The sequence below is a fragment of the Arthrobacter sp. 2MCAF14 genome (assembly GCF_052115645.1).
Taxonomy (GTDB): Bacteria; Actinomycetota; Actinomycetes; order Actinomycetales; family Micrococcaceae; genus Arthrobacter.
Window position 1 is genome coordinate 1 of record NZ_JBFRHB010000004.1, and the last position, 22969, is coordinate 22969.

The window sequence follows — 22969 nt, forward strand, 5'->3', positions numbered from 1 at the left end:
GCTTCGAGGCGRCCCTGGGAAATTTCCGGCTGGTACGGCGTGTAGGCCGTGTACCAGGCCGGGGATTCGAGGATGTTGCGCCGGATCACCGGCGGAGTGACGGTGTCGTAATAGCCCTGGCCGATCATCTGCACAGCCGTCTTGTTCTTCGAGGCGAGGCGGCGCAGCTCGGCGAGGACTTCGACCTCGCTGAGTGCATCAGTGCCGCCCGGCAGTGTCAGGGGCGCCGATTGGCGTATGGAATCGGGAACGGCGACGTCTACCAGGCCATCCACACTGTCGTAGCCGACAGCCTTGAGCATGATGTCAATGTCGGCCTGGCGGCGGGCGCCGATATGCCGGTCCGCGAAGGCGGTGGGGGTTGATTGAACAGTCAAGAGGAACTCCAAGATAGGGCCGGCCACAGTGGCACGGCTTGGGTTGGGTTCCTCCCCGCTCTGTATCGGACCTGAGAGATTCCGCAGGCTTGGTTGCCCGCTTGCACCGTCGGTGAGCCAGACCGGGGCCTTGCTGCTTTCCAGAGTCGCCTCGCCGCGGCGGTACGGGGGCCTGAGAGATTCCTGGGGAGGATTTGCTCCTACGGCGCCTGCCCGGTTGATGACGGGGAGGACTCTCCCGCCACGGTTCGAAAGGCTTATTCAGATTTGAGGGGGTGATTCGGCTCACACCATACACACAACGTCAGCGCCGCGGCAACACCCGGTTCGAAAACGGCGCTCAGCGGGCACCGACGTGACGAAGCAAAGGCGGAATTGACATTTCTTAGTGAGCTATCCCACACTGAATCGGTGGCCGCCCGGAAGGGGCCAATCCTCCACATCCGCGATTCTCTTCACTCAACTGAATACTGCTTATGATCTGCGGCGGGAGAGTCCTGCCGGTACATTCAGCAGGCGCCGTAGGAGCAAATCCTCCCCAGGAAACTCTCAGGCCCATGTACCGCCGCGGCGAGGCGACTCTGGAAAGCAGCCCGGCAACCGGGCTCACCGACGGTGCAAGCGGAACCATGCGAAAGCGCGGCGCCGCGGAATCTCTCAGGTCCAAGACAGTGCGGGGAGGAACCCCGAATCATCGTGGCGCCTTTGGTGCCACTTGAACGATGGAGTTCCTCTTGACGATTCATCACCCGCCCGCCAAAGCCGTCGAAACACCACATCTTGATCGCCAGCTCAGCAACCGGCACATCCAGCTGATTGCTATCGGCGGGGCGATCGGCACTGGCCTCTTCATGGGTTCGGGCAAGACCATTTCCGCGGCTGGCCCCTCGGTCATCTTCGTCTACATGATCATCGGCTTCATGCTGTTCTTCGTCATGCGGGCGATGGGCGAGCTGTTGTTGTCCAACTTGCATTACAAGTCCTTCAGCGATTTCGCCGCGGACCTGTTGGGCCCTTGGGCAGGCTTCTTCACCGGCTGGACCTACTGGTTCTGCTGGGTGATCACCGGCATAGCAGACGTCATCGCCATCGCCGGCTATTCGCAGGAACTCTGGCCCGGCCTTCCGCTATGGGTTCCGGGCCTGGCCACCATCGCCATTCTGTTGCTCCTGAATCTGACCACGGTAAAGGCCTTCGGCGAGACCGAATTCTGGTTCGCGCTCATCAAGATCATCGCGATCGCCGCACTGATCGTGGTTGGCCTGTTCATGATCTTTAGCGGCTTCCAGTCCGGCGCCGGACCGGCAAGCTTCAGCAACCTGTGGAGCCACGGAGGCTTCTTCCCCAACGAGTTCATGGGTTTCGTCGCCGGCTTCCAGATCGCAGTGTTCGCATTCGTGGGTATTGAACTGGTGGGCACCACCGCCGCAGAAGCGAAGGACCCGGAGAAGAACCTGCCCAAGGCGATCAACTCCATCCCTGTCCGGGTGCTGCTCTTCTATGTGGGCGCCCTCATCATCTTGATGTCCGTCACGCCCTGGACCCAGTTCGCCGCAGGGCACAGCCCGTTCATCGCCATGTTTTCCCTGGCAGGACTGGGTGCCGCTGCCACCGTGGTGAACCTGGTGGTCCTCAGCTCGGCCATGTCATCGGCCAACTCCGGAATCTACTCCACGTCCCGCATGGTCTACGGCCTGGCCCAGGAGGGTGACGCGCCCGCCGTGTTCAGCGGCCTGTCCCGCCGTAAGGTTCCCCGCAATGCCCTGTTCCTGTCTTGCGTGCTGCTGCTCTCCGGCGTCGTGCTGATGTACGCCGGGCAGGACATCGGCAAGGCGTTCGACATGGTGACCACAGTGTCAGCGGTCTGCTTCGTCTTCGTGTGGTCGATCATCATGGCAAGCTACCTCGCCTACCGTCGTCGTCGCCCGCATTTGCATGACACTTCGAAGTTCAAGATGCCCGGCGGCATCCCGATGGTCTGGGTAGTGTTCGCGTTCTTCGGCTTTGTCCTGTGGACCTTGACCACCCAGCCCGACACGCTACTGGCTCTCTTGGCGACTCCGGCGTGGTTCATCGTGCTCGGCGTCGCGTGGTTCTTCCTGCGCCGCCGTCCTACCCACCTGGCCCGGTACGCAAGATTCCAGGAGGAACTCGAGTCCGAGCAGGATGCCGCGAACCAGGCCGCCGTTCTTCCCTGACCCAAGCCACACCGCCGGGCAGGAGAGCCGGGCAGGAGCCTACTGATGCATGGCCTCGTGAATCTGGAGCGCAAACCAGAGCTGGGCCAACGTGGACGTTTCGCCCATGTCCAGCCCCGTCAATTCGCCGATTTTCCGGATACGGTAGATCACGGTTTGCCGGTGGGCGAAGAGTGCCGCAGCTGTCTTTTGCCACGACCTCTGGGTGTCCAGGTAGGTCCTCAAAGTCACGATGAGGTCACCTTCCTGGCCCTGTTCGTACTCGAAGACCGGGCCGAGCAGCCGCTGGACCAACGCCGTGCCTTCCTCGAAACTCGTGAGGCCCAGCCAAGACGGTCCCTCGGCGTAGTGGGCCAGGTTGACGGCGTTGCCCTTGGCTGAACCGAGCGCCCACAGCGATTCCTGCAGTGCACGCTGGATGCCTGCGGCGGACGTAGGCGAGCTGATGCCAATCCGGACGTCGGTCCCGGCGCAATGGATCAAGACGTCGTCGGTCACCGCTTGGGAGACCGCCACATGAAGTGTGTTGAAACGCCGGAGGCAAGCGGCTGGAAATCCGTGGCGCCACAGTTCCACGTGGACGTTCGCCAGCCGCTCGCCGTCGTCGGCGGCTATCGCGACCATCACGAAATCTTGTGCTGGGACATCAAAGGCGGTAAGCCGGCTCTCCAATTCGGCGACTCCCAGCCGTCCATCAACGGCTGGCCGGAGGAACTCGCCAGCCAGGCGATGCTGGCTTTCCAGGGACAGGACTGTTCGTGAAAGTTCCAGCCCCAGCACTGTTGCCGCGTGGAGGAGCACGACGGCGTCAGGGTGCGGATCGCTTTTGGGCAGCACCACCAGCAATGCATTGGCGTGGGTGGGGATGTCCATCATCAACACGTGCCGATCCCCTAGCCGATGCCACTGGAACTTCTTCCCGGTCAGGGGTATGTGGCCGGTCAGCGGTGCCAATTCCGTCTGCAGAATTTCCGGCAGCGGCTTGCCGTCCGGATGCCACGGATGCAGGCAACGCCGGTCCACTACGAACAGCTCCGCATCGAGCTCAGCCGCGAGGCCGCGGAGGAGCCCCTGCCAGTGGTCCTCGATTGTTCCCGCGGTACGGAGCAGATCGTAGACCCGGGCGGTCTGGCGTAGACGCCGCGATTCCTCAAGCAGGGAAGCCTCGGCAACGGTCCGGGCGATGGCGATGAAGGGCAAGGGATACGGAATGCTCAGCAGCGGGAGCGGCAACCGCTCGCACACTGCCAGGAATTCCGGCGTCAAATCCGGCGCGTGCATCTTCTCTCCGATGGCCAGCGCACTGGCGCCTGCATCGACGAGTGCCTCTGCGAGCGCTACTTGGCCTGGGGCGTCGGCGGGGATGGACAGCCCGTTGGTCATCATCAGTTCGCCGCCGGTGACCCATTCCCACAGCCGGGGCAGGTCCGAAGTGTGCGCCCACGTGATCCGGTTGCCACTGCCTGCGTATCCGGCCAGAAGCGTCAGTCCCAACTGGGGTTCTACCACGAGCTCGGCCACGGTAATCGCCATCGAAGGTGCACTCCCTGATCATTGGTTTTCGGCTATTTCAGGGCACTTAGACATTTGTATAAGCGCCTCGGCCATTTGTAGTCAATCTACCGCTATACGCAGTGATGTGCGTCACCAAGAATTGGATTACTTACTTCCCGCCCCAACATCCCGACTCGACATTCCCGCTCAAAGGCGAGCACCCTCCTCCCAACACCGAAAGCTGCCGGCAAGCCGCTCGGCAGCACTGCACGAAGGATCCCGGCATGACAACGCATAAGCCCATCGGCCCCGTCGACGCAACCAAAGTCCCCCGGTATGCAGGCCTCGGCACTTTTGCCAGGCTTCCCCAAATTGACCGCGTTCCGGACTACGACATTGCGATCGTCGGAGTACCGTTCGACGGCGGAACGTCCTTCCGGCCCGGCGCCCGTTTCGGTCCTGCCGCGGTCCGCGAGGCCTCCCGGCTCCTGCGTCCCGGTTACCATCCCGAACTCGACGTTGAGCCGGTCTACGAAGTCCAGGTTGTAGACGCCGGCGACATCGCCTGCACCCCCTACGACATCACACGGGCCGTCCGCGAAATCGAAGAGCAGGCACTGCCCCTGATCAGCGAGGACAAGAAGCTCATCTCGATCGGCGGCGACCACACCATCGCCCTCCCGATGCTGCGGGCCTTGAACAAGGTCCACGGACCGGTCGCGTTGCTGCACTTCGACGCCCACCTGGACACCTGGGACACCTACTTCGACCAGCCCGTCACCCACGGAACCATCTTCCGGCGGGCATTCGAAGAAGGCCTCCTCATCGAAGACTCCTCCATGCATGTCGGCATCCGCGGGCCGGTCTATGACCGCAACGACTTCCTCCGCGACCACGAATTCGGTTTCCAGATCATCCGCTGCTCGGACCTGGACGTCATCGGCGTTCCGGCAGCCATCGAGCGGGTCAAGGAGCGGCTGGGCGACAACCCCGTCTACGTCTCCATCGACATCGACGTCCTGGACCCCTCCTACGCACCGGGCACCGGCACTCCCGAGATGGGCGGACTCCACTCCCGCGAACTCCTGGCACTGCTCCGCGGGCTGAACGGCATCAACATCGTCGGCGCCGACGTCGTCGAAGTCGCCCCGGCCTACGACCACGCAGACATCACCACGGTGGCCGCGGCCACCCTGGTCTTCGACCTCCTCGCGCTGATGGTGAACCGCGGCAAGGCCGAGACGAACGCCGTCCGCGAATTGCAAGCAGCCTCCTGGACTGCATCATGAACGCCCGAAGCAATCCCGCCGCGGCCACCGAAGTGCCCCGGCTCGAGGACAAGACCATCCAGCCCATCCCACTGAACGAACGCCACGGGAAAGCCCGGGACCTCTTCACCATCTGGTTCGGTTCCAACATCATGATCATGACGATCGTGACCGGCGGACTCGCCACTACGGTGTTCGGGCTCAGCTTTGTGCCCGCCGTTGTGGGAATCATCCTTGGAAACGTCATCGGCGGCATCTTCATGGCGCTCCACTCCGCCCAGGGACCGCAATTGGGCGTGGCACAGATGATCCAGACCCGCGGCCAGTTCGGCTCCTTCGGGGCGCTGCTGATCGTTGTCATCGTGGTGATCATGTACGTCGGGTTCTTCGCTGCGAACCTCGTCTTTGGCGGCGAAGCAATGGCGGCAGTCAGCCCGGACATCAGTGTTGACGGTGGCATCATCATCATCGGCGTCGTGAGCGTCGTTGCCACGATTTTCGGCTACCGGCTCATCCACGCCTACGCACGCTTCCTCAGCATCGTGGCCGGCTTGGCGTTGCTTCTGGCCTTCGTCTGGATCATGTTCGTCCACGGGCTGCCCGCCACTTTCCTGGACCAGGGAAACTTCAACTGGGTTGGCTTCATGGCCACCGTCTCCGTATCCGCCTTGTGGCAACTCGCCTACGCTCCCTACGTCTCGGACTACTCCCGCTACATGCCGCAAGGCACCGGCTCGGCTCCGGCATTCTGGGCCTCCTACTCAGGCTGCGTCCTGGGCACCCTCTTCCCGATGATCCTGGGTGCCTTGGTGGGAACCCTCGCGGTGACCATGGGCGCCGATGCAGGCAACGTCGAGATCGTGGGCAGCATGGGGGCGTTGCTCCAGCCCTGGACCCTGGCCGTCGTCGGAATCTTCTGCCTCGGCGTTGCGGCGTCGAACGCTATGAACCTCTACTGCGGCGTCCTGTGCAGCCTCACGATTGGGCAGACGTTCAAGCCGAACTGGCTGCCTCGCGCCAAGACCCGCAGCGTGGCGGCAATCATCCTCTTCACGTTCGCACTCCTGATCTCGCTGTTCGCACGCGACAATTTCATCCTCTTTTACACGAACTTCCTCTCCTTCCTGATGTACGTGCTGGTTCCCTGGACGGCCATCAACCTGGTGGACTACTACCTCCTCCGGCACGGTGATTACAGGGTTGAAGACTTCTTCAAGCGCGACGGCGGAGTGTACGGACGGTTCAACTGGGTCGCCATCGCTTCCTACGTGGCAGGCGCCCTGGTCCAGCTTCCGTTCTCGGCAACAGCGATCTACACCGGACCCGTCGCGGCAGCCATGGGCGGCGTGGACCTCTCCTGGATTGTCGGACTCGTCGTGGTTGCTCCTCTCTACTACGTCGCGGCACGCACCTTCCGGAAGAAGATCCAGCCCGAGCCCGTTCGAGCCCGCGTACTTGCAACTGACCTCATCTGAAAGGCAAAAATCATGACACTCATTGACACCGAACAGTTCACCGTCCGCCGCGTCAGCGAAGACAACAGCTCCTCTGCGGCCCACAACGGCTCGGACATCTTGCCGCTGCCCTTGCCGCCCGGCGGGCATTTCATCGGCGGATCGTTTGTTCCAGGTTCTTCCACCGAGCTCATCGACGTGGTGGACCCCGCCACCGAGCAGGTCATCGCCTCCGTGCAGGCCGGCACCGCCGCAGACGTTGACGTTGCCGTGGAAGCAGCCGTGGCGGCGCAGAAGTCTTGGGGATCCACCACGCCGAAGGAGCGGTCCGAGGTCCTGAACCTGATCGCCAACATCATCGAAGCGAACCGGGAAGCCTTCGAAGCCATCGAGTCCGCCAACACAGGCAAACCGCGGGCCGTCGCGGAAGACGACGTCTCCAGCACCATTGACACCTTCCGTTTCATGGCCGGAGCGTCCCGCACGCTGACCTCCATGGCCGGCGGCGACTACGCCACCGGGCACACCTCGGTCATCCTCAGGGAGCCCGTAGGAGTGGTGGGCGTCATCACCCCGTGGAACTACCCGCTTTTGATGGCAGCCTGGAAGATCGCGCCGATCCTGGCCGCCGGAAACAGCATCGTCCTCAAGCCTTCCGAGCAGACGCCGCTCTCCACGCTGAAGCTGGCGGAGCTCGTGGCCGGCCGCATTCCGGATGGCATCCTCAATGTCGTCACGGGCCAGGGCCGGACCGTTGGCCAACGGCTTTCCGAACACCCCGATGTTGCCCTCGTCGCGTTGACGGGGAGTGTCGTCAGCGGACAGGCCGTGGCGGAAACCGCCGCGAAATCAGTCAAGCGCGTCCACCTGGAACTCGGCGGCAAGGCCCCGGTTGTCGTCTTTCCCGACGCCGACCTCCGCGCCGCCGCTGCCGGCGTGCGGAACGCCGGCTACTGGAATGCCGGCCAGGACTGTGGCGCTGCATGCCGCGTGCTCGTCCACGAATCGGTGGCCGCCGAGTTCACCGAGCACCTCGTGCGCGAAGTCAGCACGTTGGTGGTCGGGGCACCAGACGCGGGGGACGACGTCGAAATCGGTCCCATGATTTCGCGCCCGCACTTCGAGCGCGTCAAGGAATCGCTGGCCGAGGCAAAAGCTGCTGGCCTGCACGTCGCCATTGGCGGTTCGGCGTTGGAAGGCCCCGGCTACTTCATCGAGCCCACCGTCATCAGCAACGTGCCAGCCGGGGCGCACATCGCAACCCACGAGATCTTTGGCCCCGTCGTCACGGTGGAGACCTTCAGTTCCACTAAAGAGGCCGTCACCCGCGCAAACGAGAGCCCTTACGGCTTGTCAGCCTCAGTGTGGACCACGGATTCAAGCCTCTCGCTGAGCGTTCCTAAGCAACTCGACTTCGGGACCGTTTGGGTCAATTCACACTTGGTGTTGGCTTGCGAGGTACCGTGGGGCGGATTCAAGGGATCCGGCTACGGCCGCGACCTCTCGCTCTACGCCTTGGACGACTACTCCCGCACCAAGCACGTCATGATCAACCACGGCGCATGAGCGTTCAGACAAGCAACGGAGCTGATCAATGACCACCGCGAACCTTCCCCGCAACGCATCCCCGGCACGCGCCGCCACTCCGTCCGCCCCTTTCGGCACGGACGTCACGTGGACCAACTGGGGCGGGAACCAGAGCGCCACGCCAGCCTTCACCGTGCGGCCGCGGAACGAACAAGAAGCCCTCGACGCCGTCCGTTTCGCGATCCGTGAAGGCCTGCCTGTGCGGGCGGTCGGCTCGGGGCATTCGTCCTCGCCGCTGGTCCAGACGGGTGGTGTCATGTTGGACATGTCCGGTCTTTCGGCGATCACCGGAACCGACCGCGAGCGGCGTCGTGCCAGGGCCCTGGCCGGGACCACCATCAACGCCTTCGGCGATCCCCTCTGGGAACAGGGGCTGGCCTTGGGTAACCAGGGCGACATCGACAAACAGCAGATCGCCGGGGCGCTGGCCACCAGTACCCACGGTTCGGGGATGAACCTGGGCAGCTTCTCGTCCAACCTTCGCTGGGTGAAGCTGATCAACGGCTACGGCGAAATCGTGGAAATCGGCGAGGGGCAGCTCCGCGAACTCAGGGCCGCCCAGGTCGCGTTGGGTACGCTCGGGGTTTTCCTGGAGGTGGAACTGGCTGTTGAGGACAGCTACTACCTGCAGGAACAAATCACCTACCCCACGTGGGACGAGACCGCTTCGACCTGGGATACGGATATCGACTCCAACAGGCACTACTCCTTCCTCTGGTGTCCCGGGAACGATTCGTGCGAGCTCCTGGACCTCCCTGGCGCACCCGGCCTGAGCATGGCAAACCGTAGCTACACCAAGCGGTACAACGTGGCCCGCGTCCGGGACGAGCGGGAAATCTCAACCGTTGATGGCTCCCGCCTGGACCGCTCCTACCGGATCTATCCGGGCGGATTCACCACGCAGTTCCACGAACTTGAGTACTTCGTCCGCAGCGAGGACGGCTTGGCCGCCGTCGAGGCCATCCAGGACCTGATCCGCACCAAGTATCCCGAGCAGAGGTACCCCGTGGAGGTCCGCTGGGTGAAGGCCGACGATGGCTACATGTCCCAGTTCCAGGGCTGCGACAGCACCGTCATTACCCTCACCACTGAACCCGGCACCGACTATTGGCAGTTCTTCCGGGATGCCGATGCGCTGCTCCAGGAATTCGAACCGCGTGCGCACTGGGGAAAGATCCACTTCATGACCCGGAGCCGCTTGGAACGCCTCTACCCGGAGCTGGACACCTTCATCCAGGTACGCCGCGAGTTCGATCCGCGCGGAATGTTCCTCAACGACCACACTCGCGCCCTGCTGGGCTAGGTGAGTGTATTGGGCCCGGCGAATCCGGGCCCAATACACGCGTTGAAACCTTGGAATGGTAGTTTGATCTCTGCTTGAGCCAGACACTCGTACCCACTCGGAGGATAATTCATGCTCAAAGGTTTCAAGGACTTCGTTCTTCGCGGCAACATTATCGAGCTGTCCATCGCCGTCGTCATCGGCACCGCGTTCACAGCCCTGGTCGCAGCGTTCACCACCAACATCATCAATCCGGTCATCGCCGCCGCCGGCGGAGTCAACGCGCAGGGACTGGGCTTCTCCATTTGGCCCGACAACGCGAAGACCTTCGTCAATTTCGGTGCCGTCATCACCGCGTTCGTGACCTTCCTGATCACGGCCGCCGTGGTGTACTTCATCTTCGTTGCGCCCATGAACAAGATCAACGAACTGACCAAGCGCCGTGCCTCCATCGAAGAGCCCGAGGACGAGCCGCTGCCGGCTGACACCGCCCTGCTTGTTGAAATCCGCGACCTCCTGACCGATCTCGCCGCCGCCAACAAGAGCAACGAGAACGCCCGCTAGGTTTCGGGCATTACGGCCAGTTCGGCGCGTCCGGTCGGCGCCGAACTGGCCCCCATCAGTGCTGCCCAAGATCGTGACGCAGGCGCAATCCGCCTGAAACAGGGCTCGGGCACGATAGTGCCATGAAGCCGAACAAGAGGACTTCCGCTACAGCCGAGCTCTCCTGCGAAGTGTGCGGCCAGATGCCCGAGGCTCCGAAGGCCCGGGTCACCGTGGCCCAAATCGCCGTGATGCTCCCTATCGAACTTCTTGTCCACGCCATCGTCGTTGAAACGCAACTGCCATACCTGGCCAAGGTGCTCCTCCTCACCGTCACGGCAACGATCCTGGTCATTTGGGTCGCCGAACCCTCCGCGGCCAGGATTCTGCGGCGCTGGATCCACGCGCCTGCCCTCCGCCACCGCAGGAAGCTCCATTTGGCCCCGGCTCTTTGGCGGGCGAGGACCGTGCTCCGCGACCAGCCGGGTTCCCTCCAACGCATCACCCAATCGCTGGCCCGGACCGACATCAATATCCTCAGCATCCATGTCCACCCCATGGATGGAGCCGTCATGGACGAATTCGTACTTTCCGCTCCGGGCCACCTCGGCGAGCAAGAGCTACTGACAGCGCTCGACGACGGCGGCGGCCGGGATTCGCACGTGTGGCCTACCACTGCACTCGCCATGGCGGACGGCCAGACCAAGGCCTTGAGCCTGGCTGCCCGGATCGCCGACAACCCGCAAGAACTACCGCTGGCGGTTGCGGAACTCCTTTCGGCGAAAATCGTCACCCCGGAACCCGAGGGTCAGGCCGTCGAGGCGGGCGCCGCCGTCGGGCCCTCCACGACGCTCCTCAAGATCCCCACCGCCTGGCACGGCCCGCTAGTGTTCTCCCGACCGGGCGAGCCGTTCACGCCGGCGGAATCAGCACGTGCACATCGGCTGGCCGAGCTCGCGGAAAGCCTGGCGCACACCCGGAGCGCCGAATCCAGGGACCGGGACTAACCAGGCGACAACTGGAAGGTGGTGGCGGGATGAGTGCCATGGACATGAGAGAGCCGGATGCTCCGGGGGTATCCGTTCCCGGGCTGCCCAGCGCCGAGGCGGTGGCCACGAGCCGGGAGCCCCAGCACTGGGGCCGGGCGATGGCCGTTGCCATCGGCAAACTCGGGGACCAGCTGGCGTCGAAGGATGGGCATGAAGCCCTGATGGGCCGGGAGCTGCGGCTCCGCATCACCACGGATCCGGACGGCGCACGCATCTCGATGTGGTGTTTGCCGGAGGAGTAGCGAGGGCAGAGGGCCGGTCTGGATTTCACATGGTGAACCCGACGCCGGCGACCGCAAACTCCGCCGGTACAGTTTGTCGGGTGACTACCAAGATTGATCTCCAGCGTGCCGCCGATACCCTCCGGGCATGGGCATTGGATGAAGACCTGAAGCAACGAGTCATGTCCACACCGGCCTTGGCGACAATGGCCGCGCGCGTGGCAAGGCGATACTCGGCTGGGGACACTGCGGCCGACGCGATCGAGGTAGCGGCAGCGGCGGTGGCCCGCGGGCATGCCGCGAGTATCGAATACGCGGGTGAGAGCGTGCGCAACGCCGACCTCGCACGCTCGGAAGCCGGGGTGTTCCTTGAGCTGGGCGCTGCCCTCGGAAAGACCGGCCTGCCGAGCACAGTTTCTTTCGACCTTTCCCACCTCGGTGCCCTCGTGGACCCTGAGCTTGCGCTCGACCACGTACGTCAGCTCGCCGCGATAACGGAACCGTTCGGAACGGGGCTGATGATCTCGGCCGAAGGTTCGGATCGGACCGATCTGTTCCTGGACCTGTACGACGAACTCGCGGTCGAGATCCCCCGTGTCGGCATCACACTCCAAGCCCGTCTGCACCGCACCCCCGGAGACCTCGAGCGGGCCCTTCGCCACCCGGGTACCGTTCGGCTGGTCAAAGGCGCGTTCCTTGAACCCGAGTCCGTCGCCTACCCTCGCAACAGCGTCGAATTGACCGATGCCTACCTCGACCTGGCGAGCCAGCTCATCCTCTCCGGCCACCCGTTTTCCCTCGCGACGCATGACGACGAGCTCGTCAACATCCTCATCGCCACGCACGGCGAGGCGCTGAAGACCGACGCGATCGAATTCGAAATGCTCCTCGGACTGGGCACCGATCTTCTCGACCAGCTCCACAGGGACGGCTACAGGACGCGCGAGTACGTCATTTTCGGTGGCGAGTGGTGGCTGTACGTCCTCAACCGCATCGCGGAACATCCCGAGCGGGCGCTGACGGCCCTCGCCGACCTCAACCCGAGCTAAGCCCTCCCGGGTCCTGTCCCAAACGCTTCGCGACGCCCTAAATGCCTCGTGACGCGGAAATTCCCTGTCGACACCGGATCCAGGCGTCGCAGGACTTTCTCCCGGTCCCGTAGCCAGTCGCGCGTCGTGAGGTAGGGAGCGGGTCGGCAGGTCATTTGCGTGTCGCCAGGCCGACGCCGCAACGCCCGGCCCGGTATTTCCCGATATTTCCCGGAATCCCATGCCATACCTCGGCGGGTAGGAACCGCGCCGGTATCCCATACCGGCGTCGCTTCGGGCACCCGTGCCCACATGTCACCGGATTTCACCCCTCGGTCACATTCCGTTTCTTCGCTTTGTATACCAAATCTCTTGACAGTGCGCCGGGTCACATCTACTTTTGTTTTTGGGATCCCAACGCGGGATCCCAAAACGGATTCAACGAACCGGCAGCGTCCCTCCTCCCAGAAAGAGGACCGGGCCGCAACTGCTGCCGCCGGCGCGAGTCCAGCTGCCGCGGCAACCCGCACCCAGCACCCAGCACCCAGCACCCAGCACAACAATTCAAGACTTTCCCCGCTCCTCAAACTCCCCCTGAAGGAGAAACCGTGTCTCTCCAAAACACCGAAACAGACGCGCATGCCGTCGAAGGAAAAGCAGAAGAAAAAGCCGGCAAGGACGGCGTGCAGCGACGCACGAGTGTCCGTTGGAGGCTCTTCGTCCTGCTGCTGATCCTGGTAGCCGTCAACTACATCGACCGCGGCTCCATCTCCGTGGCATTGCCCATCATCCAAAAGGAATTCAACCTCGCACCGGAGCTCGTTGGGCTCCTGCTTTCCGCATTCTTCTGGACCTATGCCCTCATGCAGATCCCGGTCGGCTTGCTCATCGACAAGTTCGGTCCCCGTAAGGTCGTCACGGCGTCGTGCATCGGCTGGGGTGCCGCAACGGCAGCATCCGGCCTGGCTGGCGGTTTCCTCAGCATGTTCATCGCCCGCCTGGGCATCGGCGTCGCCGAAGCAGGCGTCATGCCGGCCGGCGGCAAACTCAACGCCATCTGGATGCACAAGAAGGAGCGCGGCCGCGGCGCCACGATCCTTGACGCAGGCGCCCCGCTCGGCGCCGGCCTGGGCGGTATCCTCATCACCTGGCTCATCGCCTCCACCGGCAGCTGGCGCTACTCGTTCATCATCGCCGGCGCGGCCACCGTCCTCATGGGCCTGGCTGTCTGGTGGTACGTCCGGGACAATCCCCGCAACCACAAGGCCGTCAACGACGCCGAGGCCGAATACATCGAGTCCTCCCACGCCGAAGAAGACGCCGAGGCCGAGAAAGACGGCGTCAAGGGCAAGCGCGCCCTTCTCCCCTACCTGAAATTCCGTTCCTTCTGGGCCATGTGCTTTGGCTGGCTCGGATTCAACGGCGTGTTCTACGGCCTCCTGACATGGGGCCCGCTCTACCTGGCCCAGGCCAAGCATTTCAACCTGAACACCATCGGCTGGTCCACCTTCGTGATCTTCGGCGCAGGCTTCGTCGGTGAGATCCTCGGTGGCGCCATCGCTGACAAGTGGCGCGCATCCGGCGCCTCGGCCAACCTGGTCATGCGCACCCTGCTGGGCATCTCCAGCGTCGTGGTAGTCGGCGGCCTGGTTGGCGTGACGGTCGTCGCGGACCCGATCACCGCCGTCGTGCTCCTCTCAGTGGTCCTGTTCTTCCTCCGCTGGGTGGGTCTGTTCTGGAGCATCCCCTCAATCCTGGGCGGCCGCACCAACGCCGGCGTCCTGGGCGGTGCGATGAACTTCAGCGGCAACATCGCAGGCTTCGTCACCCCGATTGTGGTAGGCCTGATTGTCGGGGCCACGGGCTCCTACACCTGGGCGCTGCTGTACTTTGTAGGATCCGCCGTGATCATGGGCGTCTCCGTGCTGACCCTGAACTACAACAAACGGCTTCCGGTCTAACTCGCCTGACCGGGCCGGCCGGGCGGTCCTGAACCGCCGCTCGGCCGTACGCCTCCGGGTTGCCGGGCGCAATGATCCAAGAGAACACGAATGGAGCAAAGATGCTGATTGCAGATGAAACCCCCACCACGGACCGCCCCCTCCGGGAATCCGTGCGGGACGCCATCCGTTCGCGAATCTTCGAGGGCCATTACGCGCCCGGCACCCGGCTGGTGGAGCGGGACCTCGCCGCCGAATTCAACGTGTCGCGACTCCCCATCCGCGAAGCCCTCCGCATGCTGCGGCAGGAAGGCCTCATCCAGGACCGGGCCTCCCGCGGTTCCGAAGTGGCAGGCTTGAGCCCCAAAGACGTCGAGGACCTCTTCGACGTCCGCCAGTCGCTCGAAGTCCTCGCCTGCCGCCTGGCCGCGGCCCGCGCCACGGACAAGGACCTCAAACACCTGGCGAGGCTCCTCGATCAAGCCGAGCGCTTCCTCGCGAAAGGCTCAATCCTCGAGGCACACCGCGCCAACAGCGAATTCCACGATGCCATCACGGCCATCGCCAACAACGATTTTCTCCGAACCGCGCTGGAACCGCTCCAAGGCCGCATGCACTGGCTCTTCCGCCACGTGGACGACCTGCCGGAACTGATCCAGGAGCACCGCGATCTCTACGCCGCCATCGCGAGCGGCGATCCCGAGCGCGCCGCAACCCAATCGGCGTCGCACATTGGAAAGTACCGCGAGCAGTTCCCCCAGAACGAGCTCGCCACCGAACTCAAGTTGCAAGGCAAACGACCATGAAATTGCTAGTCATCAATCCCAACATCAGCGCGGATGTCACCGCGTTGATCGACGCCGAAGCCCGCCGTTCAGCGGGGACTGACACCGAGCTGGTCGTCCGGACCGCCGGACATGGGGTCGAATACATCGAGACCCGCTTTGAAGCCCTCATCGCGGCCGGCGCAGTCGCCGAAATCATCGCCGAGCACTCCGGCGGCGATCCGGAAGCGGACCGCATTGACGGCGTCGTCGTGGCCGCATTCGGCGACCCTGGAATGCCCGCCCTCAAGGAACTCACCGACGTCCCGGTCATCGGTATCACGGAGGCAGCCCTCTGCGCCGCGGCCCTGCAGGGCCAGCGCTTCTCCATCATCGCCATTTCGGACCGCATCACCGCCTGGTACCGGGACTGCGTAGAGCATTTCGGACTTGGCAGCCGTCTTGCCTCGATCCGGTCCATCAACCAGAGCCTCAACGGCATCGGCACAGTGCAACAGGATTTCAAGGAAACCCTCCTGGCACTGAGCCGCCAGGCCGTCGAGGAGGACGGCGCCGACGTCGTCATCCTCGCAGGTGCCCCGCTTGCCGGACTCGCGCGCGAGCTTGAAGGACAGATCCCCGTGCCCGTGGTGGACGGAATCTCCGCCGGGATCCGGATGACCGAAGCGGTTGTGGCGCTGCAATCCGGTTTCCACCGCCAAGGTGCTTTTGCGCCGCCGCCCGTCAAGCACCGCCGGGGGTTGTCCGAAAACCTCGACGCCGCCCTGACCGCCATCCAGGCCGCCGCCAGCACCGCCGTGGCTGCCGCCCCCGTTCCAGCCGGAAAGTAGGGACAATCGTGAATATTCCCGACCTCGTCATCGCCCACGGCACCGTGGTCAACAGCCGTCAATCCACTGGGCCGGCCCGGCAGGCCGCGCACGTCGTGGTCGACGGCGGCCGCATCACCCAGCTCATCGACGCCGCGGAACCGGTCCCCACCGCCTCCCGCACCATCGACGCGTCCGGCAAGTTGGTCATCCCTGGCGGCGTGGACGGTCATTGCCATGTCGCCCAAGTGACCGGACGCTTCCGCACCCTGGACGACTACCGCACTACCTCCACCGCGGCCCTGTGGGGCGGCACCACGACCATCATCGACTTTGGTATCCCGCGCGATGCCCAGGAATCCCCGCTGGACGCCGTCCTGAACAAGAAGCGCTTGGCCGCCGAGTCCCGCTGCGATGTCGCACTGCACGGCTCCGTGGTCACATGGGATGAGACCGTGCCCTGGCAGCTGGAACAGCTCGCCGCCGAGGGCGTCCGTTCGGTCAAGATGTACACCACCAACCGCGGCTCCACCATGGCCGACGGCGACACCATCCTGAAGGTCATGCGTGAAATGGTGCGCCTGGACGGACTCACGTACATCCATGCCGAGCACGATCCCATCATCGCCGACTGCACCGAACAGCACGCCGCGGACGGCCGGATCGGCATTGAGCACCTGCATTCCACCCGGCCCGAACTCGCCGAGGAAATTTCCGTCAAAGAGACCCTCGCCATGGCCGAGTACACCGGCGCGCCCGTGTACTTTGTGCACCAGTCGACCCCCGGCGCTGTGGATCTTGTCAGCGAGGCCCGGAATCGTGGCCAGGAAGCCTACTCCGAGACGTGCCCCCACTACTTGGCGCTGGATGACACCGTCTACGGCAGCGATTTCCCCGAATGGTATGCGTGCTGCCCGCCCATGCGCAGCGCTGAAACCGTCGCCGCACTGAAGGAACGTCTCGCGGCAGGAGCCATCCACACCGTGTCCTCGGACCACTCCTGCTACGACCTCTCGCAGAAGCGCGAGCGCACCGACGACGTCCGCTTCATGCCGCACGGATTGCCCGGCGTCGAAACCCGCATGCCCGTCACGTTCACCGCGATGGCGCCCAGCAGCACGGTGGAGGACTTCGTCGAGGTATTCTCGGCCGGCCCCGCTCGCATCAATGCCGTGCCCGGCAAGGGCAGCATCGCCGTAGGGTTCGACGCCGATCTCGTCATCTTCGATCCCGCCGAAGAACGCGAGGTCGACGGCGGCGCCCTCCACATGGGAACCGACTTCTCGCCCTTCGAAGGGAAGACGCTGAGCGGCTGGCCCGCCGTCGTCGTCTCCGCCGGACGCGTGGTGGTCGACGACGGCGGTTTCCACGATCCCGGTCCGGTTGGCCGTTTCGTTGCCCGCAACGGCTTCGCCGCCCACCCCGACGCTCTTTCCGTCCGAAAATCGCCGTCCGTTCCCGCCACCGTTTCTGCTTAGGAGAACCATGCCTTCCGCACACCGCCCCACCCGCATCGGCATGATCGTGCCATCGTCCAACACGTGCCTGGAGCCGCAGAGCTACCGGATCCTGGGTAACCGCCAGGACGTGACCATCCACTTCACGCGGATTCCTGTCACCCGGATTGCGCTGGATGATTCCTCGGACAAACAGTTTGATGCGACCGTCATGAGGGAGGCCGCCGCATTGCTCGCGACGGCGGACGTGGACGTCATCGCGTGGAACGGAACTTCGGGTTCCTGGCTCGGTGCCGCCCATGACGAAGCCCTGGTCCGGGACATCACAGAGGCCACCGGGATCCCGGCAACGACCTCAACGTTGGCCTACCTGGAAGCCTTCAAGACGTTCGGCACGGAAAAGATCGGCATGTTCACGCCTTATACCGGGGACGTGAACCAAGCCGTAGTTGAGTCATATGCGCGCGAAGGAATCAAAACGGTAGACCACCGCCACCTGGACCTGAGCAACAACGAATCCTTCGCCCGGGTCACGGACGCGGAGATCCTGCCCGGGTCCTTGGAACTTGCCGCTTCGAACCCGGACGCGCTCATTTACTTGTGCACGAACCTTTACGGCGCCAACATCACCGCGGAAGTGGAGGAAACCACCGGAGTACCGGTCCTTGATTCCGTAGCGGTGACGCTGTGGCATTGCCTCAAGCTCGCCGGGGCGCCGTTGTTGGCGCCCAAGTGGGGCCGGCTGCTTGCAGAACTAGCCTGATTCGTCTGTGGTCCCCTCTTAAAGAGGTTGGATGTTCTCTGCCTGGGGGCCTTTCGGGCCCTGCACGACGTCGAACTGGACCCGCTGATTCTCGTCCAGTGATCGGTACCCACTCGAGGCGATCGCTGAGTAGTGGGCAAAAACGTCCGCCGAACCGTCGTCGGGGGCAATGAAGCCGAAACCCTTTTCGGCGTTGAACCACTTGACAATACCTGTTGCCACGGCCATGTTCCTTCTCTGAATCTGACTGACCACCGGCTTCAACCCCGATGCCCCCGGACGCATACGTCCGCTTCCTCAAACCTACGGTGCGGGGTTCGGGGGCGCAAGGATCCGTGTTGACTGATTGAAAAGCTCCGGGTAGCCGCCTTCTTTCCGGGTGCCAGAATCTTGAGGATTTCTTGCTCCTCTGCAGTGCGGGATCTTGAAACTGGGACGGCAGAGTGGTTGACGATTAGCGTCGTCGGCCATAAAGGAGAACACCAGGTGGGGTTGTTCCGGCGCCGGTTCGAAGCGGCAGCGCCAAAGATCCATGTGGACATCCTCGAAGACCACGCACTGCTCCGGGAGAGTCTTGCTTCCTGGCTTGAAGCCAACGCAGCAACCGTGAAGGTGGTGGGCAGGTTCAGCTCCTGGGCTGAGCTCGCCGCCTCGCTGGGACAGTTGTCTGACGTTGTCCTGTTGGACATCATCCTTGGTGACCGGATCCCGCTGCGCTCCAAGATCCACGCCATTCTCTCAACAGGGTCACAAGTGGTGGTCTGCAGTTCCCTCGCGACGCCCCTGGTGATCCGCCAAGCGTTCGACGCCGGCGCACTGGCCTACATACCCAAGACGGCGGGGGCCGAAGTGCTCACCACGGCCGTTCTCGCCGCCGCGCGCGGCGAGAAGTTCATCCTGCCCGAGCTAGCCGGCGTCTTTGACGTCCCCGGGCCGCGGATCCGCCTCACCCCGCGCGAACACGAAGCCGTCACGCTGTATCTTGGCGGCTCCGGCGGGACAATGGCGGATGTCGGTGCGAGCCTGGGCATCAGTGCCGACGGCGTCAAGAAGCTCCTCGTGTCAGTCCGTCGCAAAGCCCATAACGGACCGGAATCACTCAGCCGGCCCGCGCTCCGGGAACTACTGATCGCCGACGGCTGGCTGCTCCCCGATCGGTGAGGGGGCTGTGCCGCGCGGCGACTCACCGGGGAACGCGGCGTGGCCGCCGATACCGCTTCCTAGAATCGAACCATGACTATGCAGAGCCATTCGAAAGTCGCGGTTGTGACAGGGGTCGGCCGGCGGCGCTCAATCGGGGCGAGCCTCGCAGTCGGCCTGGCGCGCGACGGCTGGGACCTCGCCCTCAACTATTGGCGGCCGTACGACGATCGCGTCGGATTGGAGCGCAATGCCGACGACCCGGAGTCCGTCGCCATTGAATGCCGCGGGTTGGGAGCCGCAGTCGAACTTGTCCCCGGCGACTTGGGCGATCCAGCGGTGCCGGCTGAGCTCATCAGGGCTGCGGGAACCCTTGGGCCGGTGACCGGGCTGGTCATGTCGCACTGCGAATCAGTGGACAGTTCGATCCTGACGACCGACCTTGAGAGTTGGGATCGCCACTTCGCTGTCAACGCCCGGGCGACGTGGCTCCTCATCAAGGCCTTCGCCGAGCAACTACGGGAATCCGTCGTTCCGGGCGTCGTCGGCGGCCGGATTGTCGCCTTGACGAGCGATCACACTGTTCACAATCTGCCGTACGGTGCGAGCAAAGGAGCCCTTGACCGGATCGTCACCGCAGCCGCCGTCGAGCTGGCAGGCCGGGGTGTGCGTGCGAACGTGGTGAACCCGGGCCCGATCGACACCGGGTGGATGGACGACGCTACGCGGCGTTCGGGCATTGACGCGACTCCGGCGGGTCGACTCGGCACGGCCGAGGACACGACGGACCTGGTGAGATTCCTGTTTTCCGAGCAGGGCTCGTGGATGAATGGCCAGATTCTTTATAGCAACGGGGGCTTCAAGGTCGGCTGAGCACTGACGGACCGCCGCCCCCGCCCCATTGCAGGACAGGGGCGGCGGTCTGCAGCAGCAAGGCGGCCCTGGGGCCTAGAGAAGCCCGACCTTGGTCATCAGCTCGGTGACCTTCTCGCTGTTGAGCTTGGCGGGGTCCACCGATGGTGCCTGAAGGTCCTTGAGGGGCACAAGCTTGGAGTTCGCCGGCACGTCGGAGCCAACGGTGTATTCAAAGGAGTCACCGTTCTGGAGGACCTGCTGACCCGCTTTGCCCGTGATGAACTTCAGGAACTGCTGGGCCTGGGCCTGCTTCTTGCTCGAGGCCAGAACAGCGCCGCCGGAGACGCTGACGAACGCACCCGGGTCCTGGTTCTTGAAGTAGTGGAGATCAACGTTCTTGCTGTTTTCTCCGGTCTGGGCCTGATCGACGAAGGAGTAGTAGTGGTACAGGACTCCTGCGTCGACCTCTCCGGCGTTCACGGCTGCGAGCACCGGGGTGTCGTCTTTGTAGGACTTGAAGTTGGTTTTGGCCGCCTCCAGCCATTTCTGGGTGGCGTCTTCACCCTTGAGTGCAAGCATCGCGCTGACGATGGCTTGGAAATCAGCTCCGCCCGTGGACGCACCGATGCGCCCCTTCCATGACGGGTCCGCGAGGTCCATCAAGGACTTGGGAAGCTGGTCTGCAGTGAGCTTGGTCTTGTTGTAGGCCAGCACGGTGGAGCGGGCGGCGATGCCCGTCCAGTCGCCGGTGGAGGGCCGGTACTGCGCGGGGACTTGGCTGAGGGTTGCCTGGTCCACGGGGGCGAGCAATCCGGCACTCGCGATGCGGACCATGGCCGGGGAGTTTTCGGTGAGGAAGACGTCCGCTGGGGAGTTTTTGCCTTCCTCGCTGAGCTGGTTACTCATTTCAAGGTCGTCACCATTACGGAGCGTAACCTTGATTCCCGTCTCCTTGGTGAAGGCGTCCACCCATGCGCCGGTGAGGTTTTCATGCTGCGCGTTGTATACGACGATGCCGTCGCCGGACGCGCCGGCCGTGGAACCACCGCTTGCGGTACCGCTTGGTGCGCCGCTGCACGCCGAAAGTGCCAGCAGCGTGGCCGTGGCGGCGGCAAGGGCCGTAGCGGGTTTGATGCCGAATTTCATGGGGGGCCTTTCAAGGATTCCGGCTGGGACCGGAACGGTTGGGGGATACCACTGCCCTTCACGCCGAGCAGCCCGAGGAGTCGGGGAAACGGTAGCGAGATAGGCAAGGCAATCCTTACTGTAATAACAACATGCCATTGTTGCGTAATTCTGGGCACGCTGAGGCCGACTGTTACAAACGGGAACGCAGGCGCTAGATCTGCTCGTGTCCGCGTAAGGAAACCATTAAGGACCGACGACGGCCGCCCGGTTTGGTGGTCTGATGAGGATAGACAATTCGGGCTTTGGGCTAACCTCGGTAGGAGCTGAATCCACCATGAAACGCACTCCCCTCAACCAAGGAGCGGCACACGCTTCCGAGCCTGCCGGCGCGGCTCCGGAAGACTACGTCGTTGTCGATGAACTCGGTGATTTCACGTACTATCCATCCAAAACCGCCATGCTCGAGGACCTTGAGTACGTTGACGAAGCCGCCAGCATCCTCGACCGGGCGGGCAACAACTTCCACTTGAGGTTGGAGGAGGGCCGGAAGCTGGGCCTGGGCTCCTCGTTCGGCCGGGTCGAATTCACCTGGCTCCGCCAGACCTGGATCACCGACCGGCGCCGCGAACCGAAAGCGCATCGATTGCTGCGCCTCTACCCCACAACGCTCGATGCCCTTCTGGCTGGAATATTTGAAACCCTGAGCCTGGAACTCGCCAGCAGCGCCACCAGTTCGCCCTGGGTAGTGGAAGTAGCGGGGGAAGAGACCCATCCCGCGACACTCAGGGACGTCGATGGCCTCCTCGCGCGGCTGGATCACCTTGAACGTGTCACTGTGCGCGATCCCTTCGGACACGATTATCGGCCAACCCGTCATGCAACACACCGCCTCCACGCCCCTGGTGCAGGGGCGCTCTACTACGTGGAGATGGAACCGCGTGCCGCGGAGGCGGAGCAGCATCCCAACGAAACTGACAATCTGCCCTGAGTTCCTTCAATGTGGGTTACCGCCCGGTGGGCGCGTTCTGCGATAGTTGGGGACATGGTGAACGTTCAGACCGAAATACTGATCGAGCGACCCCGCGAGATCGTGGCAAGTTATGCTTCCAACCCGGACAACGCGCCGGTCTGGTATGTGAACATACGATCTGCACAGTGGCAGACGCCGAAGCCCCTGGCGGTCGGATCCCGGGTTGCCTTCACCGCACGGTTCCTGGGCCGAAATCTGGACTATGTCTACGAATTCACCGAGCTTGTCCCCGGCGAGAAACTCACCATGCGCACAAGCCAAGGTCCTTTCCCGATGCGGACCACTTACACCTGGTCCGATGAGAATGGTGCGACCCGCATGACCCTCGGCAATACAGGTGAACCCTCCGGGTTCTCCGCGCTTGCAGGCATCGTCATGGCGCCAATGATGCGCAAGGCCATGCGCAAGGATCTGCAGAACCTCAAGAAGATCCTCGAAGCCGGCTAGAATCGGCGGCCCCAGGCTCTCCCCCGCGGCTGCGGGTCGCCGACTCAGTCATTAGCCTGCTCAATGGGAAGCGGCGGCTGCGAACCAGGTTCGCTGCCGCCGCCATCGCGTTAT

Annotated in this window: 21 protein-coding genes, 1 pseudogene and 2 riboswitches; of the genes and pseudogenes, 18 read left to right on the top strand and 4 right to left on the bottom strand. The window is 63.6% G+C overall.

The window, feature by feature from the left end; all coding sequences use genetic code 11:
• Positions 1-377, bottom strand: a pseudogene (locus AB4074_RS04445) (glycine dehydrogenase (aminomethyl-transferring)); the annotation flags it as partial.
• Between the two features lie 150 nt (positions 378-527).
• Positions 528-628: riboswitch (glycine riboswitch) on the bottom strand.
• Positions 629-854: 226 nt separating this feature from the next.
• Positions 855-952, top strand: a riboswitch (glycine riboswitch).
• Positions 953-1099: 147 nt separating this feature from the next.
• Here AB4074_RS04445 and cycA point away from each other — a divergent pair.
• A complete protein-coding gene (gene cycA / locus AB4074_RS04450) occupies positions 1100-2575 on the top strand; it encodes a D-serine/D-alanine/glycine transporter (protein WP_441412289.1) in 1476 nt (491 codons plus the stop codon).
• A 39-nt stretch (positions 2576-2614) separates the two neighbouring features.
• Here the strand turns inward: cycA and AB4074_RS04455 are convergent, their stop codons facing one another.
• Entirely contained in the window at positions 2615-4108 is a 1494-nt protein-coding gene (locus AB4074_RS04455) for a PucR family transcriptional regulator (protein WP_441412290.1), read from the bottom strand.
• Between the two features lie 245 nt (positions 4109-4353).
• On the opposite strand from AB4074_RS04455, the gene speB reads away from it, so the two are divergent.
• The 13 genes from speB (at position 4354) to AB4074_RS04520 (ending at position 18255) form a co-directional block, all read left to right on the top strand.
• Positions 4354-5358, top strand: coding sequence for an agmatinase (gene speB / locus AB4074_RS04460; RefSeq protein WP_441412291.1), 1005 nt, complete (start codon positions 4354-4356; stop codon positions 5356-5358).
• Positions 5355-6812 carry a purine-cytosine permease family protein gene (locus tag AB4074_RS04465; protein WP_441412292.1) on the top strand — a complete coding sequence of 486 codons (1458 nt, stop codon included), beginning with the start codon at positions 5355-5357 and terminating at the stop codon, positions 6810-6812. Before speB ends, AB4074_RS04465 begins: the two co-directional genes overlap by 4 nt.
• 12 nt (positions 6813-6824) lie before the next feature.
• The gene (locus AB4074_RS04470) at positions 6825-8357 is read left to right on the top strand and encodes an aldehyde dehydrogenase family protein (protein WP_441412293.1); all 1533 of its coding nucleotides are present in this window, start codon (positions 6825-6827) and stop codon (positions 8355-8357) included.
• Between the two features lie 28 nt (positions 8358-8385).
• Positions 8386-9681 (top strand): D-arabinono-1,4-lactone oxidase, encoded by a 1296-nt coding sequence (locus AB4074_RS04475; protein ID WP_441412294.1) that lies wholly within the window; start codon positions 8386-8388, stop codon positions 9679-9681.
• A 111-nt stretch (positions 9682-9792) separates the two neighbouring features.
• Positions 9793-10224: a large conductance mechanosensitive channel protein MscL gene (mscL, locus tag AB4074_RS04480; RefSeq protein ID WP_236813712.1), complete on the top strand. Its 432-nt coding sequence runs from the start codon at positions 9793-9795 to the stop codon at positions 10222-10224.
• Between the two features lie 122 nt (positions 10225-10346).
• A complete protein-coding gene (locus AB4074_RS04485; protein ID WP_441412295.1) occupies positions 10347-11210 on the top strand; it encodes an ACT domain-containing protein in 864 nt (287 codons plus the stop codon).
• A 29-nt stretch (positions 11211-11239) separates the two neighbouring features.
• On the top strand, positions 11240-11494 hold the full coding sequence (locus AB4074_RS04490; protein WP_441412296.1) for a hypothetical protein: 255 nt from the start codon (positions 11240-11242) through the stop codon (positions 11492-11494).
• An 80-nt stretch (positions 11495-11574) separates the two neighbouring features.
• Positions 11575-12522, top strand: a complete 948-nt coding sequence (locus AB4074_RS04495) for a proline dehydrogenase family protein (RefSeq protein WP_441412297.1) — start codon at positions 11575-11577, stop codon at positions 12520-12522.
• Positions 12523-13109: 587 nt separating this feature from the next.
• Entirely contained in the window at positions 13110-14462 is a 1353-nt protein-coding gene (locus tag AB4074_RS04500; protein ID WP_441412298.1) for an MFS transporter, read from the top strand.
• Positions 14463-14563: 101 nt separating this feature from the next.
• Complete coding sequence (locus AB4074_RS04505; RefSeq protein ID WP_441412299.1) at positions 14564-15247, top strand: GntR family transcriptional regulator; 684 nt, start codon at positions 14564-14566, stop codon at positions 15245-15247.
• Positions 15244-16056 (top strand): aspartate/glutamate racemase family protein, encoded by an 813-nt coding sequence (locus AB4074_RS04510; protein WP_441412300.1) that lies wholly within the window; start codon positions 15244-15246, stop codon positions 16054-16056. Before AB4074_RS04505 ends, AB4074_RS04510 begins: the two co-directional genes overlap by 4 nt.
• A gap of 8 nt (positions 16057-16064) precedes the next feature.
• Positions 16065-17513 (top strand): amidohydrolase family protein, encoded by a 1449-nt coding sequence (locus tag AB4074_RS04515; protein ID WP_441412301.1) that lies wholly within the window; start codon positions 16065-16067, stop codon positions 17511-17513.
• 7 nt (positions 17514-17520) lie between these two features.
• On the top strand, positions 17521-18255 hold the full coding sequence (locus AB4074_RS04520) for a maleate cis-trans isomerase family protein (protein WP_441412302.1): 735 nt from the start codon (positions 17521-17523) through the stop codon (positions 18253-18255).
• 18 nt (positions 18256-18273) lie between these two features.
• Here the strand turns inward: AB4074_RS04520 and AB4074_RS04525 are convergent, their stop codons facing one another.
• The gene (locus AB4074_RS04525; protein ID WP_035743560.1) at positions 18274-18477 is read right to left on the bottom strand and encodes a cold-shock protein; all 204 of its coding nucleotides are present in this window, start codon (positions 18475-18477) and stop codon (positions 18274-18276) included.
• Between the two features lie 264 nt (positions 18478-18741).
• On the opposite strand from AB4074_RS04525, the gene AB4074_RS04530 reads away from it, so the two are divergent.
• Both AB4074_RS04530 and AB4074_RS04535 read left to right on the top strand, forming a co-directional pair.
• Complete coding sequence (locus AB4074_RS04530) at positions 18742-19416, top strand: response regulator (RefSeq protein WP_441412303.1); 675 nt, start codon at positions 18742-18744, stop codon at positions 19414-19416.
• 78 nt (positions 19417-19494) lie between these two features.
• The gene (locus tag AB4074_RS04535; RefSeq protein WP_441412455.1) at positions 19495-20268 is read left to right on the top strand and encodes an SDR family oxidoreductase; all 774 of its coding nucleotides are present in this window, start codon (positions 19495-19497) and stop codon (positions 20266-20268) included.
• 75 nt (positions 20269-20343) lie between these two features.
• On the opposite strand, the gene AB4074_RS04540 is transcribed toward AB4074_RS04535, so the two are convergent.
• Positions 20344-21396 carry an iron ABC transporter substrate-binding protein gene (locus AB4074_RS04540; protein ID WP_441412304.1) on the bottom strand — a complete coding sequence of 351 codons (1053 nt, stop codon included), beginning with the start codon at positions 21394-21396 and terminating at the stop codon, positions 20344-20346.
• A gap of 316 nt (positions 21397-21712) precedes the next feature.
• On the opposite strand from AB4074_RS04540, the gene AB4074_RS04545 reads away from it, so the two are divergent.
• Complete coding sequence (locus tag AB4074_RS04545; RefSeq protein WP_441412305.1) at positions 21713-22366, top strand: hypothetical protein; 654 nt, start codon at positions 21713-21715, stop codon at positions 22364-22366.
• A gap of 54 nt (positions 22367-22420) precedes the next feature.
• Positions 22421-22855: an SRPBCC family protein gene (locus tag AB4074_RS04550; RefSeq protein WP_441412306.1), complete on the top strand. Its 435-nt coding sequence runs from the start codon at positions 22421-22423 to the stop codon at positions 22853-22855.
• Positions 22856-22969 lie beyond the last annotated feature (114 nt).